The organism is Membranihabitans marinus, assembly GCF_021729155.1.
Lineage (GTDB): Bacteria > Bacteroidota > Bacteroidia > Chitinophagales > Saprospiraceae > Membranihabitans > Membranihabitans marinus.
The window spans coordinates 141,330-158,760 of record NZ_JAJQYA010000010.1; the positions used below are offsets into that span (position 1 = coordinate 141,330).

13 protein-coding genes and 1 tRNA gene are annotated in these 17,431 nt (G+C 38.2%); 6 read left to right on the forward strand and 8 right to left on the reverse strand.

Annotation, left to right across the window (positions count from 1 at the left end; genetic code table 11):
* Positions 1 to 102: 102 nt before the first annotated feature.
* The 5 genes from ruvB to LVD51_RS08765 form a co-directional block, all read right to left on the reverse strand.
* Positions 103 to 1,137 (reverse strand): Holliday junction branch migration DNA helicase RuvB, encoded by a 1,035-nt coding sequence (ruvB, locus tag LVD51_RS08745; protein ID WP_236970841.1) that lies wholly within the window; start codon positions 1,135 to 1,137, stop codon positions 103 to 105.
* Between the two features lie 107 nt (positions 1,138 to 1,244).
* A complete protein-coding gene (locus tag LVD51_RS08750; RefSeq protein WP_236970842.1) occupies positions 1,245 to 1,718 on the reverse strand; it encodes a hypothetical protein in 474 nt (157 codons plus the stop codon).
* Positions 1,719 to 1,725: 7 nt separating this feature from the next.
* Positions 1,726 to 2,211 carry a BatD family protein gene (locus LVD51_RS08755; protein ID WP_236970843.1) on the reverse strand — a complete coding sequence of 162 codons (486 nt, stop codon included), beginning with the start codon at positions 2,209 to 2,211 and terminating at the stop codon, positions 1,726 to 1,728.
* 52 nt (positions 2,212 to 2,263) lie between these two features.
* A complete protein-coding gene (locus tag LVD51_RS08760) occupies positions 2,264 to 3,463 on the reverse strand; it encodes a hypothetical protein (protein ID WP_236970844.1) in 1,200 nt (399 codons plus the stop codon).
* 100 nt (positions 3,464 to 3,563) lie between these two features.
* Entirely contained in the window at positions 3,564 to 4,616 is a 1,053-nt protein-coding gene (locus tag LVD51_RS08765; protein WP_236970845.1) for a tetratricopeptide repeat protein, read from the reverse strand.
* A 182-nt stretch (positions 4,617 to 4,798) separates the two neighbouring features.
* Here LVD51_RS08765 and LVD51_RS08770 point away from each other — a divergent pair, with 182 nt between their 5' ends.
* On the forward strand, positions 4,799 to 6,193 hold the full coding sequence (locus LVD51_RS08770; protein ID WP_236970846.1) for a glucosaminidase domain-containing protein: 1,395 nt from the start codon (positions 4,799 to 4,801) through the stop codon (positions 6,191 to 6,193).
* A complete protein-coding gene (locus LVD51_RS08775; protein WP_236970847.1) occupies positions 6,190 to 6,900 on the forward strand; it encodes a hypothetical protein in 711 nt (236 codons plus the stop codon). Before LVD51_RS08770 ends, LVD51_RS08775 begins: the two co-directional genes overlap by 4 nt.
* A 642-nt stretch (positions 6,901 to 7,542) precedes the next feature.
* On the opposite strand, the gene LVD51_RS08780 is transcribed toward LVD51_RS08775, so the two are convergent.
* The gene (locus LVD51_RS08780; RefSeq protein WP_236970848.1) at positions 7,543 to 7,959 is read right to left on the reverse strand and encodes a DUF1801 domain-containing protein; all 417 of its coding nucleotides are present in this window, start codon (positions 7,957 to 7,959) and stop codon (positions 7,543 to 7,545) included.
* A 504-nt stretch (positions 7,960 to 8,463) separates the two neighbouring features.
* Between LVD51_RS08780 and LVD51_RS08785 the strand changes: the two genes are divergently transcribed.
* Positions 8,464 to 9,648 (forward strand): PepSY-associated TM helix domain-containing protein, encoded by a 1,185-nt coding sequence (locus LVD51_RS08785; RefSeq protein WP_236970849.1) that lies wholly within the window; start codon positions 8,464 to 8,466, stop codon positions 9,646 to 9,648.
* Positions 9,649 to 9,663: 15 nt separating this feature from the next.
* Here the strand turns inward: LVD51_RS08785 and LVD51_RS08790 are convergent, their stop codons facing one another.
* Entirely contained in the window at positions 9,664 to 10,482 is an 819-nt protein-coding gene (locus tag LVD51_RS08790; RefSeq protein ID WP_236970850.1) for a hypothetical protein, read from the reverse strand.
* A gap of 172 nt (positions 10,483 to 10,654) precedes the next feature.
* Between LVD51_RS08790 and LVD51_RS08795 the strand changes: the two genes are divergently transcribed.
* Positions 10,655 to 10,727, forward strand: a tRNA-Phe gene (locus LVD51_RS08795).
* Positions 10,728 to 11,932: 1,205 nt separating this feature from the next.
* On the forward strand, positions 11,933 to 13,342 hold the full coding sequence (locus tag LVD51_RS08800) for an alkaline phosphatase (RefSeq protein WP_236970851.1): 1,410 nt from the start codon (positions 11,933 to 11,935) through the stop codon (positions 13,340 to 13,342).
* Positions 13,343 to 13,641: 299 nt separating this feature from the next.
* On the opposite strand, the gene LVD51_RS08805 is transcribed toward LVD51_RS08800, so the two are convergent.
* Positions 13,642 to 15,609, reverse strand: a complete 1,968-nt coding sequence (locus LVD51_RS08805; protein WP_236970852.1) for a fasciclin domain-containing protein — start codon at positions 15,607 to 15,609, stop codon at positions 13,642 to 13,644.
* 173 nt (positions 15,610 to 15,782) lie between these two features.
* Here LVD51_RS08805 and LVD51_RS08810 point away from each other — a divergent pair, with 173 nt between their 5' ends.
* A complete protein-coding gene (locus LVD51_RS08810) occupies positions 15,783 to 16,658 on the forward strand; it encodes a MerR family transcriptional regulator (RefSeq protein ID WP_236970853.1) in 876 nt (291 codons plus the stop codon).
* Positions 16,659 to 17,431: the final 773 nt, after the last annotated feature.

Genomic DNA, 17,431 nt, shown 5'->3' on the forward strand with positions numbered 1-17,431 from the left:
TCACCATCTATCGATATCAGACATAGAGAATATAAGCACAGCACAAAGGGCTATATACTTGAAAAGTCATGCAAAATCCGTAATGACAAGAGAGAGGTTTGATTAAAACTCAAACAATTGACCATCTTGAGCACTACTGGGTTTATTGCGACCGAGATGAGTATAAGCCTTATCTAATACGGTGCGTCCCCGTGAAGTGCGTTGGATAAATCCCTCCATAATTAGGTAAGGTTCATAGACCTCTTCAATGGTGCCAGCTTCTTCTCCCACGGCCGTCCCAATGGATCCTATACCTACGGGGCCCCCTTGAAATTTGTCGATAATGGTCGTCAATATTTTATTGTCCATTTCATCGAGTCCGTGTTCATCTACATTGAGGGCATCTAGGGCAAACTGGGCAATGGCCAAGTCGATACTGCCATCTCCTTTGATCTGAGCAAAATCCCTAACTCTTCTGAGCAAGGCGTTGGCAATCCGAGGCGTTCCTCTGCTTCTGCGAGCTATTTCCAGAGAACCTTCTTCATCGATCCCTATCTTCAATAGATGGGCAGACCGCTTAATAATGCCCTGCAAAGTATGGTGGTCGTAGTAATCCAAATGAAAGTTGATGCCAAATCGAGCCCTCATAGGTGCGCTGATCAAACCCATCCTCGTCGTAGCTCCCACTAGGGTAAATGGGTGCAAGGCGATTTGAATATTTTTGGCGCTAGGTCCGGTCTCTATCATGATATCTATCTTGTAATCTTCCATGGCCGAGTACAGATATTCTTCTACCACAGTATTGAGTCGATGAATTTCATCAATAAACAATACGTCTCCGGGATTGAGGTTGGTCAACAATCCTGCTAAATCACCGGGTTTTTCTAATACTGGACCACTGGTGGATTTCATCTCACTGCCCAATTCGTTGGCTACGATGTAGGCCAAGGTAGTCTTACCCAGACCGGGAGGTCCGTGTAATATTACATGGTCGAGTGCTTCCCCTCTTTGATTGGCAGCAGCAATAAAAATGGCAAGGTTTTCAACCAATTTCTTCTGCCCAGTAAAATCGCTTAATCGCTCTGGTCGCAATGCCTTGTCGATCATTCGGTCTTCTGAAGAGGCAGTTTTTCCGGAAGGATCTAAATTTTGATTCATATTCAATTCAAATATAGGGTGAAAACCTAGGATTTTAATGAAAATATATTTTTCTCAACAGGGATAGAGTAGGTTTTATCTAGGGTAAAATAGTCCGAGAACTTATACTATATCGGTCCTTTTCGATTGATTAATCGCCAAAGTGCGACCATCAGTCTAAAGGACAGTATAATGGCCAGAACAATGGTGGTTACTGATATTATTCTAAATTCGGTAATAATATACTTGGACAAATCCATCTTTTCATTGGCATTGAGTAAGTATGAAAAATGGTGACCCCAGGTTGATGTCTCAAAGAAGAGCATCATAAAACTGTAGTGTCTAATGGTATAAAAACAAATCGGTATACTTACAAAAACAAAGGGAATCATTATCCATTTTCGACTGCCCAATAAGCTGTATCTCAAAAAAAATATATGCCGCAGACATTGCACCATGAGTATCGATATAATAATGTTGGGTACCATAAACGGAACAGTATCGATCATCACATCGTAATATGGCAATACCAAGACAATCCCTGTCAGTATCGACACCACCCACCAAAATAACTCTACTGCCCAAATGATTTTCGATCCCATATATTGTCTAAAATTTTTGCCGTTGGCCTCTTTTGGGGGCCGTCGGTGTACTGCGGTCAAAACTAAACCTATTATTGGATACTATCTGTGGATTCTGTTGAATATTTTCAGGATTTTCCAAGATGGTGATGATTTTCTCATCTGTCCATTTTTCACCGTCTTCACCCTCTAATTTTTGAGAAGGAATGGTGTAAATTCCCGGTTCACTCGGAGGATTTAATATAAAGGTGTAGGATTTTTTGCTTTTTCTTTGATTGCCCGATATCGACATGGTAGAAGATGTGTTGGGACCGGCGATGATGGTGAAATCCCCTAAATCAAAGTCCGCAAATTGACCCTCCCAATTGTAAATGGTATATCGCAAACCTAAATAATTGCCCATATACACGGTGTCATAACTCACCTCGGTTTCTACCTCTTGGGCTATAGTGGAACCAGTACAACATAAAAGAAATAAACCAATAGTTGATGTTACATTATATAACCAATTCATAATAGAAGCAATTTTTTTTTACTGCAAAATTAATATTCTTCTTAGAACGAAATTAATCTATGTATAATTTTTCTCTATAGGGGGCAAATCTTTGCATGTACACATCTACATCTTGTTTTTTAAGATGATAGACCATTCTACCAAAATAAGTGTTGTAGTCTGTAGATATCATTAATCCGATCGGGGTAAGAGATAAATGATACTTTAATTGCCCAGCAGCTTTGGGGAATAATTTGTATAAATCGGATTGCTCTTGTTCGAATATTTGCCGTGCTCTTATCTGAAATGTTTCTACCCATGGGGTATTGCTTCGGAAGAAACTCGACTGATCCAAGAACTTTTTATTCTTCTTGTCATATATAAAGGTGTAGGAATGTAGACTTTCTGAACCGTAATACTGAATCGACAACATACCACTTACAATTTCATCGGAAATATAGTCTGGGGTGAACCAGACCAAATGGTGATCACTCCATCTATTGTCGGAAAAAATTTCATCATTTTTTACGAATATTTTGTCCTTCCATTGGGACAACTGCTTGGTTATCGTTGAATTAAATTCTTCATCATGAGGAATGAGGGGGATTTCGCCCCACATGATTCGCTGAAGATCTAGTTCTACGAGGGGATAAGTAGATAGGAGGGCTGAGGAACAATATTTTGACATTTTCTCTTCACGAGTAATGAGGGCACATGAATTAACCATTTCCCTATTATTCCAATCGTCTTCATTTATATATTTGTTTTCGAGAAGGATTTCGTTTTCTGGAGTGATTTGAGTGGCAAAATATTCTTCATCGCTGTAGTATTGCCGAAATACAGAATTTGAAGTCCAACTGGCTTTTTCATGGTTAAGCGGAATTTGGATCGTGCGATCCATGTTATACCAATATCCATGAATGCCTTGATCTGATATTTTTAGTTCTAATCTTCCCGACTCATCATCATTATACCATTCTATTAGGGTAAGTGTATCATGGTGGATGATACCCCGAAGTAAGAGATTTTCTTCGATTTTGTCTACATGCATCAACCCTATGACTTCGTTGCTCGATGTCAATTGGCCTAAGATAATCTGTCCTGGTATTTGGCCGTGAAAGAAAAGAGAATAATCTTTTACCCAAGAAAATTCTTGATCCTTTTCCAGTAAAAGATTTAATTGCAAGGTTTCAATTTGTCCAAATCCGTTAACCTTCCCTATCAAGAGAAATAGAATAATCCAATAGTTTCTGGTGTAAAATAATGTAATCAATTAATTATATTTTATTTACATATGATGCAAATATATAATAAATAAGAAGAATCCCTACATTATTGACGATAAGCTTAGGAAAAGGTTTCAAAAAAAACCATTATTTTACTTTCTCTTCAATGGCCTTTAAAGCCGCTTGAATGCTGGGCAATGTGGGATCTAAGTCCGCAGCCAATACGTAATCGGCCTTGGCCATTGGGTATTTTTCACTTAATTCGAAACATATGCCTCTATAATAATAGTATTTTCCCTTGGTAGAATCAAGTTTTATTAAATAATTCCAATAATCGATGGATGAGGCGAAGGAGTCTTGATCCATAAGCAGTAGACCGGTGTTGTACAAAGCGGCCTCGTAGTTGGGGTAGTGGTCAATGATTTTTTGATACTGTTTTTTGGCGGATTCCAAATCGTTTTGGTTCTGAAAGAATAGGGCATAGGAGTGCAACAATGAGGTGTCGTGGGGTTCTATCGTCAACCCGTTTTCATAGTAAATTTTCGATAATTCAGGGTTGGAATTTTGAGTCAATTCTGCCAATTCCTGCCATGCTGCGATTTGGTCTGCATCCAATTCAACTGTTTTTTTGAAATAGCCAATGGCCGCAGTGCTGTCTTGTTGGAGTTTTGATACCCAACCCAATAGAAAAAATCCTTGGGCAGATAGGGGTTGAATTTTTAGAATTTCATGGGCCTGGGTTTTGGCTAAACTGTACTGTTCGACGAATATATAGACTTCGGCCAATTTTGCTTTTAAATCTAAGTCGTCTGGCCATTTTTCAATACCGTCCTTTAAGGTCTGGATACTGGCCAAGGAACGATAATAATTTAGTTCAATATCTGCCTTGAGTATTACGGCTTCGCGGTTTTCGCCATCTAGGTTGATGGCTTTTTCCACATCGCTTAAAGCAGCCGCAAAGCTTCCTTTCGCCATAAGCCATCGACTTCTGTCCAAATACACAGATGGCATCGTTGGATTATTTTGAATTTCAATATTTAACATTTGCAATTCACTCGGTATAGTATCCAAAACTAAGTCATTGGATGAGGAATCTGACTGAGATGATGGCTGACAAGAAAAGCTGAAAACGACCATGCAGATAATGGCAAATAAATAGTTGGGATTGAGTAAATATGGCTGTCCTGACCGATTTTTCATAGCTGTAATCATAATGTCGTCAAAAAAATATATGAATTGAAAAGCAATTGATTTAACAAATTTATCCTAAATTTATTATCTTAACGCCTCTTTACCTCGTTTTGTCGATGTAATTATATCTCAAAAATCGATTGGTTTGGCATAATTTTAGTACTGAATATATACTATAAATTTCTAATACCATGAATAAATTATGTAGTCTGATCTTGCTGTTGATGGCCTCTCAATTATCAGCTTTCAATAATTCTGATGCATTGGAGTACATCGATCGATATAAAGAAATAGCCGTATCTGAAATGCACGCCCACGGTATACCCGCCAGTATCAAGATGGCTCAAGCCTTATTGGAATCCAATTTCGGGAAAAGTGATTTGGCGGTATCGGCCAACAATCATTTCGGGATAAAATGTGGAGGTTCTTGGGATGGTGACACCTATTATAAAAAGGACGATGATAGAGATCGCCACGGAAGATTGCGCCCTTCTTGTTTCCGAGTCTTTGACAGTGCAGAACATTCATTTGTGGAACATTCCCTATTTCTTAAAGACCCGCGCAAAGCCTATAGGTATGGTCCTTTGTTTGATATTGAGAAAACAGATTATAAGTCTTGGGCTTGGGGATTGAAAAAATCCGGCTATGCAACCAATCCAGCCTATGCCAATCTCCTTATTAGTTTAATCGAAAAATATTCACTTTATACCTTCGATTATTACGAGGACAATAATGTGAAATATGTTCAGCCCTCTGATTTAATTGCACAGGCCAAAGATGTTCGAACCCACGATAAGATTTCTACAAATAGTCATCCGACAGCATTAAAATCAAAGCAGGGAAGTCCCTCCAAAAATATAGTGATTAGTGATCAAATATTGGTCAACGATCGAAAGGCCGTGATTATTCAACACGATCAAACCATATATGACATCGCCAATCAATACGATTTAAGTATCGACAAGTTGACTCAGTACAACGAATTTTTTACCGATGAAAAGCAATATCAAAAAGAAGGCGACTTTGTATTCTTAGAAAAGAAAAGCAGAAAATATAGAGGTAGTGCGACTTATCACACGGTAAAAGAGGGAGAAGATCTCTTGTCTATTGCTCAAAAATACGGTATTCGATTGAGCAGTTTAGAAAGAAAAAATAAGATTACCCTGTCCATGGTACCATTGCCTGGTCAAAAAGTAAAATTAAAAGGTTCGCCAATCCCTACTAGTGAAATACCGCTTACTTACGATGATGTTGAAATCATGGAATCTAGTACAGTGTCCAAACCAACCCTATTGGATCAGAAAGAAGTGGTTGAGATGATGCCACAAGAAGGGGATGAGTCTGAGGTAGCTAGTGAAGCGGTAGTACTAGCAAACAATAGTTTCGATCTTTCAAAACCAGCTTTGGTGTCTGAAGAAGTTGAAGAAACCGACAATAGCCAAGTATTGCACTACGAAATAAGCAAGGGAGATACCCTCTACGGTATCAGTCGACAGTTTAATGTATCGGTAGAAGATATCATTAAAGTCAACGGCTTGACATCAAATAATTTGAATATTGGTCAAATTTTAAAAATATACCGTTGATCTATAATCCCCAACTAGGGCATAGAGTCATCTATGCTTGTATTTTATTAATCGCTGGTTTGGTATCAGCTCAAGGACAGTCGAAGTATTTTGGTATCAATGGAGGTCCGACGATTGCTTTTCAAAAATGGAATGGTTTTCAAGAATCCAATCCTCTACTTACTTATCACTTAAAAGCACATGTGGAATCCTATGGACAGTCCTCAGCCTTTTTTGCCAATGCAGGCATCAGTAATAAAGGACGGGGGATTAGATACAATGATTTTGTAAGTCCTATATCTGGAGGCCTCATTCGGGGAGGATATGTCAATGTGGTGTTTAAGAATGTAGAGCTAACCCTAGGGCTTAAAAAGTATTTTGAGTTAAATCCTTATTTTGAATTTTTCTATTCCTTTGGTCTTAGAGGGTCTTATACCTATGATGCCAAATATGGACAAATCGATTATATAACCAACGATGCTACTAGAAAGTGGAACTACGGTGTAAGTGCTGGTGGAGGAATTCGCTGGTCAGAAAATGAGTTTTTTAGACCATTGCTACATATTATTTTTAGTCCAGATTTGTCCCAACAGGTCAAAATCCCGGCCCAAGAATACGTCAGTCCTTCTGGGGGAACCTATGTTTTGGCAGGTCAGGAAATTAGAAATATTAGTTTAGAAATTGGATTTACCCTTCAGTTTTTGAGGAAGGTAATCTACAGAGAGTAATCGCTATTTGTTTTATATCCAATAATACCCATTGTGTAAATCATTGTCTAATAATTGTATTTCGTATTACTTGACTATTAGATCTTCCTACCTAAGTATTCCAAATTCAATATATGCATCATCAAAAAAACTTCGATGTATTGGAGAAAGAAAAGAGAAATGGAAGCATTGTTATGTGGAGCAATGCTTCCATTTTTTAGATGTTGAATAGGTTGTCATTTCACTACCAACCTATGGTGAGTATTGAATCTTAAGGTTTAAGATTCGCAATTTCCTAATAGGGAGCCTTAACTAACATTCGGCGTGGAAATTTTTAAATACCCTTTTAGAAACTTCCCTCTTTTGACTGAATCACATTGAAAAAGTCACAATAATGGAGAAGAAAAATCCATTTTTACCTGTAATTTTTTGAAATTCTATGTTTTTTCCTACAGAATTGGGGAAGATGTTGCCTTGATATCTATTAATTGTTATTTAGTAACAGGGGAGGAATATTGTATAAATCTTGTGTATGAGATTGTAATACAGGAATTTAAGTAGATTGTATTCAATGTATTATATGATGAAGAGGTTGAAATAGTATATTTTTTCACCATTTCTTAAGTCGGAATAATTATTTTGATTCACTAAATCATTATTACATTATTTTTTCATCATAAAGTCATAAGATTGTTGAATCATCATCTTCAATACTTTTAAATCTATATCATCGAGTTTGTTGATATATAGACAGCTTTTACCAATTTTATGTTTACCCAATTGATTGAGCAAGTCTTCGTATTTGTCAAATCCTGGCATAATATATAGGGTCAAACTTTGTTTGCGAGGAGAAAAACCTATGGCCATCCATTCGCCACTGTGACCAGATGCATAGGTATAGCTGTATTTTCCAAAACCGACAATAGACTTGCCCCACATTTTTCCTTTGACCTGGGTGATCTCCGTCATTAATTCGTGGATGGTTAGGGCATCTAATCGACGATTTTCAGGTTCTACAGCGTTTAAAAAAGCCATTACATCGTCGTCATTCACTTTAGTTTTAAGTTCGTACTTGGCCATTGTTTATATTTTATAAGTGAATAAGATGTTCTATGCTTACGTTGATTTCAGTCTATCTAAGATAAAGGATTAAATCGGTTGGAGGAAATTTTTGAAAATCAGGAAGAAATTAGAATAGATTTTTTAGTAAAAAATCTATTCTAATTTGGACTTAGTCTTAATAGGTTTATATTTGCAAAGACTAAAATTATGCGTGGTAAAAATTATCTCTTTTATATGGTCAATTTCATTTTCTCAGTGGACAAGATTCCAATGTCCATTTTATGGTAGGTGAATTTCATGATCAAATCCATACAAAGAATACGGATATAAAAGATAACTATACTGACATTGGTATGAGAGTGGGGGATTGGTACTATTTTATAAGTCTCAATATTTACACCATCTTTCGTTGGAGGTAGAAAATTATTCCATGAAGAGCTGGGAATCTTTTTTACCCTTTATGGCGATAAAGTGGTTTGACGATATCGAATTATTAGTTTAATTAAATAAATACAGCATCCTATGAAAAGGAAATATACATGGCGAACCTTTTTCAACGACATCCATCTTTGGTTGGGTGTAGGTAGTGGCCTTATCTTGTTTATCGTTTGTTTGAGTGGGACGATATTGACTTTCTGGCCAGATATGGATCGATGGCAACATCCAGAAAAATATAAGGTTGCCGTCACTGAATCCGCGCCATTGTCAATAGCTGTACTAAAATCAAAGGTGAGTGAACAAATAGAAGGCGAAATAGTCTCTGTACAGATTAGTGATCGTCCTGATGAAAGTTATACTTTTAGTGTGAAGGAGGATCCCAAACAGCGTCGAGGCACAGCTTATTTTGTGCAACCGTATACCGGTGAAGTATTGGGAGATGGCAAGGCCATATATGGCGGTGGTTATAGGACGTGGTTTAGGATGCATCGATGGTTGCTTCTCGATACGGAGATTGGTCGGCCCATTGTCGGTATATCTACAATAATATTTTTATTTCTAATGATTACTGGTTTTATATTGTGGTTGCCCAAGCGTATGAAGTATATGAAGCAGGGATTGGTCATTAAGTCTAAGAGTGGATGGAAGAGATTGAATCACGATTTACACAATGTTCTCGGTTTTTATGCTTTGATTTTACTTTTAGTCATGGGACTGACTGGACTTAATTGGTCGTTTGAATGGTATAAGAATGGATTGAGTCAAGTCCTCAATGCCCAAGTCTTTGGTGGACGGGGTGAAAAGAGTGAGCCATTGTCGATAATTGATTCTACCGCTGAGGTGATGTCGGCCGATGAATTTTATGAAAAAAGTAAAGCCCTGTTGGCAGGTGGGGGAATTACCTCATTGCCATTACAATATGATGCGACCAAACCTGTAGCCATTCGAAAGGTGGCCAATGGATTTTTCAGTGTTCGCGGTGCCGACAACTTACAGCTTCATCCCATTACGGGAGAACCTTTGGCTGTAGAATTGTTTTCAGAAAAGACTCTAGGACAGCAGATCGCTCAATCGATTAAACCATTGCATACAGGTGAAATCATGGGGACGTTTTCCAAAATCCTTTATTTTATTACCTGTCTGATAGGTACTACTTTGCCTATCACTGGTATTATTATTTGGATCAATAAGCTGAAAAAGAAAAGAAGTCGCAAGAAAAAGGCAGTGGCTAAATCACAAGCGGTAGAGGCCAATGTAGCTGCTGTTTAATATAAACACGATAATTTATATTTGAATTAGCTGACCATCCAGTTTTTCTTTTAGTTCGGGGAATTGACTACCGAGAGCTTGGTTTTTGGTATAATAGATTACAATGGAAAGCGCGATTAAGTCGATCTCCGATTGAGGCAGTCCGATGTATTTTTCGAGGCGCTCTGGGGTATATCCACCAATTTGACATAGTTGAGATAGGCTGGGTAAATGATTGGATTCTAATGAAGGGAATTCCACCACTTTGGCTGTTTCGTAGAGGGCGATGTTGAAATATCTAAGAGGTTCATTGTTGCCCTTAATCAAATGAGGAATAGAATACATCATGGCTCCGTCTTCTAAGTGAGTCTCTGATATGTGGAGGAGTTGTTCATATTTCGGTGAAGGGAAGGGATGATTATAAAATATATACACCAAGATATTGGACAGGGGAATCTGATATTCATTTTTATTGTTTTCAAAGAATGCCGCATAGGCACCGCAAAGTAATATGGCTTGATAAGGAGTTTTGTCCATGCCTTGAGGTAAAAATTCTTTATCGACTTTAAAAAGACTTACTTGTTGATAGAATAGTGATCGCTTGTTTTCTGGGATGAAATGGATAAGGGGAAAATTATTTTCGAGGTATTCGCGTTCTTTTTGACCTAGATTACGCCTTTTGCGCTTATGTCCATAAATGTTGATTTCTTTTTTAAATATATAGGTCAACATCAGACCTACAGCGCAGGGGAAGAGGAGGATTAGGCCAAGATTTGATTCCAAATATTCTAAGATAACAAAGCCGATTATACCGCCCAAAGCAAAAAGAATGGTTAACTTAGCGTTTAGAGTCATCTATATTTTTTAATTAAAAGTAAATTTTCTTTTGGTTAAACAAAAAAAGAAATTAAATTTGCCTTTCCAAATTTGAAGCTGTATAAAGTTAGAAACTTTTTTTGGACAATTTTATTGTTTTGAGGGGTTTTCTTTACTTGGAGTCAAATAGATAGGATAAGAAATATAGGTTGGTACCTTAGCTCAGTTGGTAGAGCACAGGACTGAAAATCCTGGTGTCCCTGGTTCGATTCCTGGAGGTACCACAAAATCCAGTAAGATGGATAGCCTTAAGGCGCTTTTGTTAGCGTCTTAAGGTTTTTTTTTGCCCATATGTGAGATGTTATTTCCATAATTCTTTGTGCAAATGAATTCGTATAAGTATTGCATCTCGCTTCTTGGTTTAAAGAAAAGTCTTGAAAGCGGCGCACTGAGTTGAGTCGAAGTGGACGCAATAATAACATCGGGTGAATTCCTGATATATATTCTTAAATTATGAAATCAAAACCATACCGTCAGTTTTCATAAATACTAGTCATGCCGCAGGGGGCATGACTTCTCTCATCCGATGGATATTTAATCCATCGGGTTGCACTTCGTGCAACTTCATTCGTTCACCTCGGCACAGTGGCCTAAATACCTATCGAATTAGAGGGCAATCACGCCGGGCCAGAGGCTAACCCACCCGAAACACGGAGGTTTCGGTTCCTTCATCATTGACCGATTTACGGTCAATGGCTCTCCGAGCTTCATTCAGTCATCTTCACCAAAGGTCGATTTACGACCTTTGGTTGCCCTAATGGGCAACTACGTTCAGTCAGGGATGATGTTTTATAGCCGTGGTTTGAAAAACCACGGTATTGGCATCAAATAATGTTGATTTGGCGGACTTATTGCATTGTCAATCTGCTGACACAAAGAGATCATATCTTTTCATTGCCTCTATTGATATAATAGAATAGATGGGGCAAAAAGTGTGACAAATCTAGGAGGATGGAAATGCTGATCTATTTAATCATTTAAACGGTGTAAATGTTTGTTGCATATATGTTTATGTTCAATGAAAAGTCCTGAAGGGACGACATGTATCAGCATAGGGTGTTAACCCTATGAATTGATTATAGAATTGAAATTAAGTCCTGAAAGGACGACATAATAAGCTAAAGTAAATACCTAACAATTTAAATGTATTCTCGTCGCAGCGCAGTGACTTAAATACCTATCAAATTACGTTGCAGTCACTCCATTTTGTAGAGTCACGACCGAATGCAGTACATGACCGAATGAAGATTGACATTATAAAATGCATTTGCTATTAGTCATAGGGTAATCATTGTTGTGAATAAATTTCTGCCCATATATTCTTTGTGTTTTTCACTATCTATTAATATGATATTAAAAATCTGCCTGTGTTAATAAGAGATCTATATTTTTTTTACCTTGTCATTTTTATTATTAAACATTAAGGCAAATGAATCGCAGACATTTTCTTCGGAATTCAGCTATGGCGGGAGCTGGAGCTACTTTATTCTCGTCAACCATCGGTAAAGCTCAAAATGTTGATTTTACAGGGAAAGGGAAGAAGGCTAAAAATGTAATCATGTTTATCAGTGACGGAATGAGTACGGGTACTTTAAATATGATGGATTTATTCAAGTTAAGACAATATGGCTCTGGGTCAAATTGGTTGCAACTCTATCGTGAAAATCGCGTTTCGAGAGCCTTAATGGACACGGCCTCTGCCAATTCTATCGTGACAGATTCTGCCGCTGCAAGTTCCTCATTTGGCGGTGGGCAAAGGGTTAAAAATGGATCCTTGAATATCAGTCCCGATGGAAAACCAAACCTTCCCATTCTACAAAAATTTAAAAAATCAGGAAAGAAAACCGGATGTGTTACTTCGGTTACCATCACTCACGCCACACCTGCTGGTTTTTGTATTACTCAGGACAATCGAGGCGATCAAGCGGCTATTGCAGAAAAATATTTAGAAGGTAAATTCGATGTCTTAATGGGTGGTGGAGACCAATATTTCAATCCAGAGCTACGCAAGGATAAGAAAGATTTATATAGCGAGTTTCAAAAGGTAGGATATCAGATTGCTAAAACTAGGAAAGAATTATTGTCTTTAAAAGGAAATTCCCCAGTACTAGGTATATTTTCAGACGGTGCACTTCCCTACAGTATTGATAGAAAGTCCTCAAAAGAACTCACTGAAAAAACACCGACTTTGGCTGAAATGACTAGTAAGGCCATAGATGTATTGAAAGATCATCCAGAGGGATTTGTACTTCAAGTAGAGGGGGGGAAAGTAGACTGGGCAGCACATGCAAATGATATCGCTGGACTTCTCTACGATCAGTTTGCTTTCGATGACGCTATTAAAGTAGCCCTCGATTTCGCCGAAAAAAATGAAGATACCTTACTTATTATGACTACAGATCATGGTAATGCCAATCCAGGTACAATATCTGGAAGCTCGGCAAACGATCAATTTGACAGTATCGCCAATTATACCCAAACCAATGAATGGCTACTAAATCAAATTTCAAGTGAGTCTTCATTGAATGAAATAAAAGATCTTATTTTTAGAGCTAACGGAATTGAACTATCTCAAGAAGAAGTTGAACATATTTATTCTTATTATCACGGACTAAATAAGGAGTCCGGACTCTATAATTATAAAAAGCTACCTTTTGAAACCTACGCTAAAATGCAAAAATCACGCAATTCCGTGGGTTGGATCAGTATGAGTCATTCCGGTGATTATGTTGAATTGGCCATGTATGGTCCAGGTAGTGAATATTTGGAACCCTATATGTTAAATACTGATATTCATTATTTAATGTTGCAAGCGACGGAAGTGGAAAACCGGTTTTGATCTAATTATTCTTTACCATGAAATCCATGCTGCAACTCTGAATATACACTTTGACCGATTTACGGGTTTTGGAGTAAGCACTTCCCCTGTTCAACTCTGTGTATCGGGTGAATTGGTCACTGGTCTCGGTATGTTATTCAAAAAAATGAAGCCACGGAATAAATCCCGTGACTTCAAACTGGTATAAGTAGAAGTACGCGCTTAAATTATTTTCCTATCCCAAGCTCTTATCACCAAATCAATTCTGGGTGGTTGGTCGCGGATTTGGTATTATAGAAGGCGTTGATTTTACCTTCCTTTTAATTGCTCGGTAGTAATACCTTGTCTATTACATGGACTACGCCATTGCTTCCAGCGATATCTGCACTTAACACAGTGGCATTTTTGTCCGTAGAATCTACGATCTCTACACTTTGATCAATTTTTACACTTACACTTGATCCCAGGGCGGTATTGATTTCTTGGCCGTCGGATAAATCTGTAGAATAAGCGGCTACTCCTGAAACTACATGGTATTTAAGGATATTGGCCAAGAGTGTTTTCTCCTCCTCGGTATCAAAATCGGCCAGACTGTTGTAATCATCTCCTAAATCATCAAGCAAAGCGACAAATGCTGCATTAGTAGGGGCAAATACGGTAAAGGGTCCATCGGTCTGTAACAATTCTACCAAACCAGCATCTGCTTGGACGAGAGCTGCTACAAGTATCGATAAGTCATCACTTCCTTGCGCTAGGTCAACAATGTTGGGTTGAGGGAAGACGGCATCTAATATCTCTTGAGGCAAAAGTACTTTGTCTATAAGGTGAACAACTCCATTGGAAGCTTGAATGTCGGCGGTTTTAACCTCCCCTTTGCCATCTGTGGCATCTGTAACAAACACACCTCCATCCAAGCTAATTCCAATGTCCTCACCTTGAGCTGTAGTAATCATTTGACCTTCACTTAAGTCGGTAGACAATGCTGCGGCTCCCGCCACTACATGGTATTTTAATATTTGAGCGAGTAAAGTTTTCTCTGCTTCGGTATCAAAATCATTTACACTGTTATAATCATCGCCTAATAAATCCAAAACCGCTGCAAATGCATCATTAGTAGGGGCAAATACAGTAAATGGCCCATCGGTTTGTAAAAGTTCGGCCAGTCCCGCATCTGCCTGAACAATAGCAGCTAATAGAGAGCTCAAAGATTCAGTCTCTTGAGTTAATTCAACAATATTTTTATTGTTTAGTGTGGCCACAAAATCGATGGCAGTTTGAGGTAAAAGCACTTTGTCGATCACATGAGCTATTCCATTACTGGCCATAATATCTACCATGGAAATATTGGCATTTATTTCCGAATCATCTCCGATAACAAAACTACTGCCAGCAGCGATTATTTCAATGTCGTTATTGGCCAAAGCTGTAGCCACCGAACCAGGAGCTAAATCGCCAGAACTGACCTTGGCAGGCAATACATGGTACAGAAGAATGTCTTTAAGCAAATTGATTTCATCATCGGTGTCAAAGTCGTCTAAGCTATTGTAGTCATTTCCAAGAACATCTAATAAAGCTATAAAAGCATCATCGCTCGGAGCAAATACAGTAAATGGTCCATCGCTATTTAAAGTGGCTACAAGGTCTGTTTTTATCACCGCAGCTTCAAGTAATGTTAAGGCGTCTGATGCTACCACTATCTCTACCAATGAGCCGATATTAATGGCGTCTAAAACAGATTGTGGAACCAGGACTTTATTGATGATGTGTACTATTCCATTGCTGGCCTCAATATTGGCCGTGGTTACTTGAGCATCGGCATCCGTATCATCATCTAAGGAAACAGTATTCCCATTTATTTTTATGATCACTTTTTCGCCCAGTACTGTGGATATCTCTTGCCCATTTGACAGGTCGGATGAGGTTACCGCTGCTCCCGCCACTACATGGTATTGTAGAATGGAAGACAAAATTGCTTTGTCTTCTTCTGTCGTAAAGTCTGATAGCGAATTGTATTGATCTAATCCAGCGAATAAGGCATCAAAAGCTGCGTTCGTCGGGGCAAAAACCGTAAAAGGACCATTGCCACTTAAGGTAGCTATGAGATTAGAACCATTGTTCTCGTCTGCTTTGGACAGGGCAGCAACCAAACTACTAAGAGTTTCTGTGGATTGGGCTGCTTCTACGATATTTATCGGTGTTTCAACCATTACCTCGTCATCGTCATTACAGGCAACAGAAACCAAAAATAAGCTGAAAATTAATAGGAAGGAATTCTTAAAGTATTTCATTTGTCAAACATTTAAAGGTGAATAGTTAGACAAATATAAGTGAAATTATTTATTGTCCAAGTATTATTTAAAAAAAAGTTGGACAAAATTGTATTTAAATTTTTAAATGATTACTTTTAATCCCTGAGTGTGATAGCAATTCACATGGTGAATAAAAGTGAAATCATAGAGATATGTCAAGATATACAGTAAGTCAAATTGTAGAGTTAACCGGTATTAATGCCCATACCTTACGCAAGTGGGAAAGTAGATATAGCTTCATCTCTCCCGAAAGAACAGAGACTAATATTCGATTTTATTCAGATGAGGATTTAAAAAAATTACTCAATGTTTTGATTCTGACCAATGCCGGATATCGACTGTCTAAGATTAATAAAATGTCTGATGAAGAAATTTTTGAAAAAGTTAGACAAAACACCAATTCTTCAGAAGATCACGACGAAATCAGTCTTTTGATATTGTCTATGTTAGATTTTGACGAGTTGGGTTTCGATAAAATAATTAGGTCAAGTATCAATCGAAGAGGAATACTTACTACGATTACCACCATTATTTATCCTTTTCTAAATCAAGTCGGCGTTTTGTGGGGAACGAATAAGGTAATGCCGGCTCAGGAGCATTTTATTTCCAATCTAATCCGTCAAAAAATCACATCGGCAATTGAGATGTTGCCCATTCCCAGAGGAAATCCCAAAAAGATGGTATTATTCTTGCCGGAGTTTGAATATCATGAATTGGGATTATTGTTGGCCAATTACCTAGCCAAGGAAATGCAGTGGCGGACTTACTACCTAGGTCAAAATGTTCCTACCGAAAATATCATTCAAGTGGTAAAGTCGGTAGAACCCGATTTTCTTTTTACTATTTTCATTTCTCCTATCTCACAAAGGTTAAATACTGTTTTAGAAACCATCACCAAGGAAGTCGATGTTCAACTCCTGGCTTCTGGCACTTCTCAGAATGCTGAACTACTTCAGTCTTTTTCCAATGTAAAATTCATAGCTCATCCTCAGGACTTAGTGGTTTATTTGACTGAGAAAGAGAGCTAGTTTTATATCTTATGATTTAATGAAGTATTAGTTAACCATTCCTTCTCTGGTTCTTCAGATAATATCAATTAAATTTACTTAAAACATACTAATTGCTAATCTAATAATGAAGTTGCTCTAATGTCCCCCGCTGGAGGGACTGCCTGAAAGGCGGGGGTGGATAAAATAGAATTGGTATCCTAAATAATTGGTCGAATGTCAGAAATCAAAATTTTGATAAATGGATTCTGACGATCTAGATTTTATTTATCTATAAGATATTTTTTATTAAGAAACATAATCAAGCCTCGGCATAATGGTGTTTTCCATAGGATTAACAGGGCAGTCACGCCGGAGCACAGTGGTAAAATTAACTTGCGAATTAAAGGGCAATCACGCCGGAGTGAACGAATGAAGTTGTCTTTTAGGCAACACGATGGACTAAATCTAACTGAGTAGGGTCCGCAGGACCATTGGTAGTCAATCTACCAATGACGAAGGCACCAAAGCCACTGGCTTTGGGTGGGTAAGCCGGATGAGAGAAGTCATGCCCACCGTGGCATGACGAGATTCCATGAAATTCGCTATCGAATTAAAGGGCAATCACGCCGGAGCACAGTGGTAAAATAGCCTTACGATATACAGGGCAGTCACGCCTCGGCACAGTGGTAAAATACCTAACAATTTACAGGGTAGTCACGCCGGAGCCAGTGGCTAACCCACCCGAAACACGGAGGTTTCGGTTCCTTCATCATTGACCGATTTACGGTCAATGGCTCTCCGAGCTTCATTCA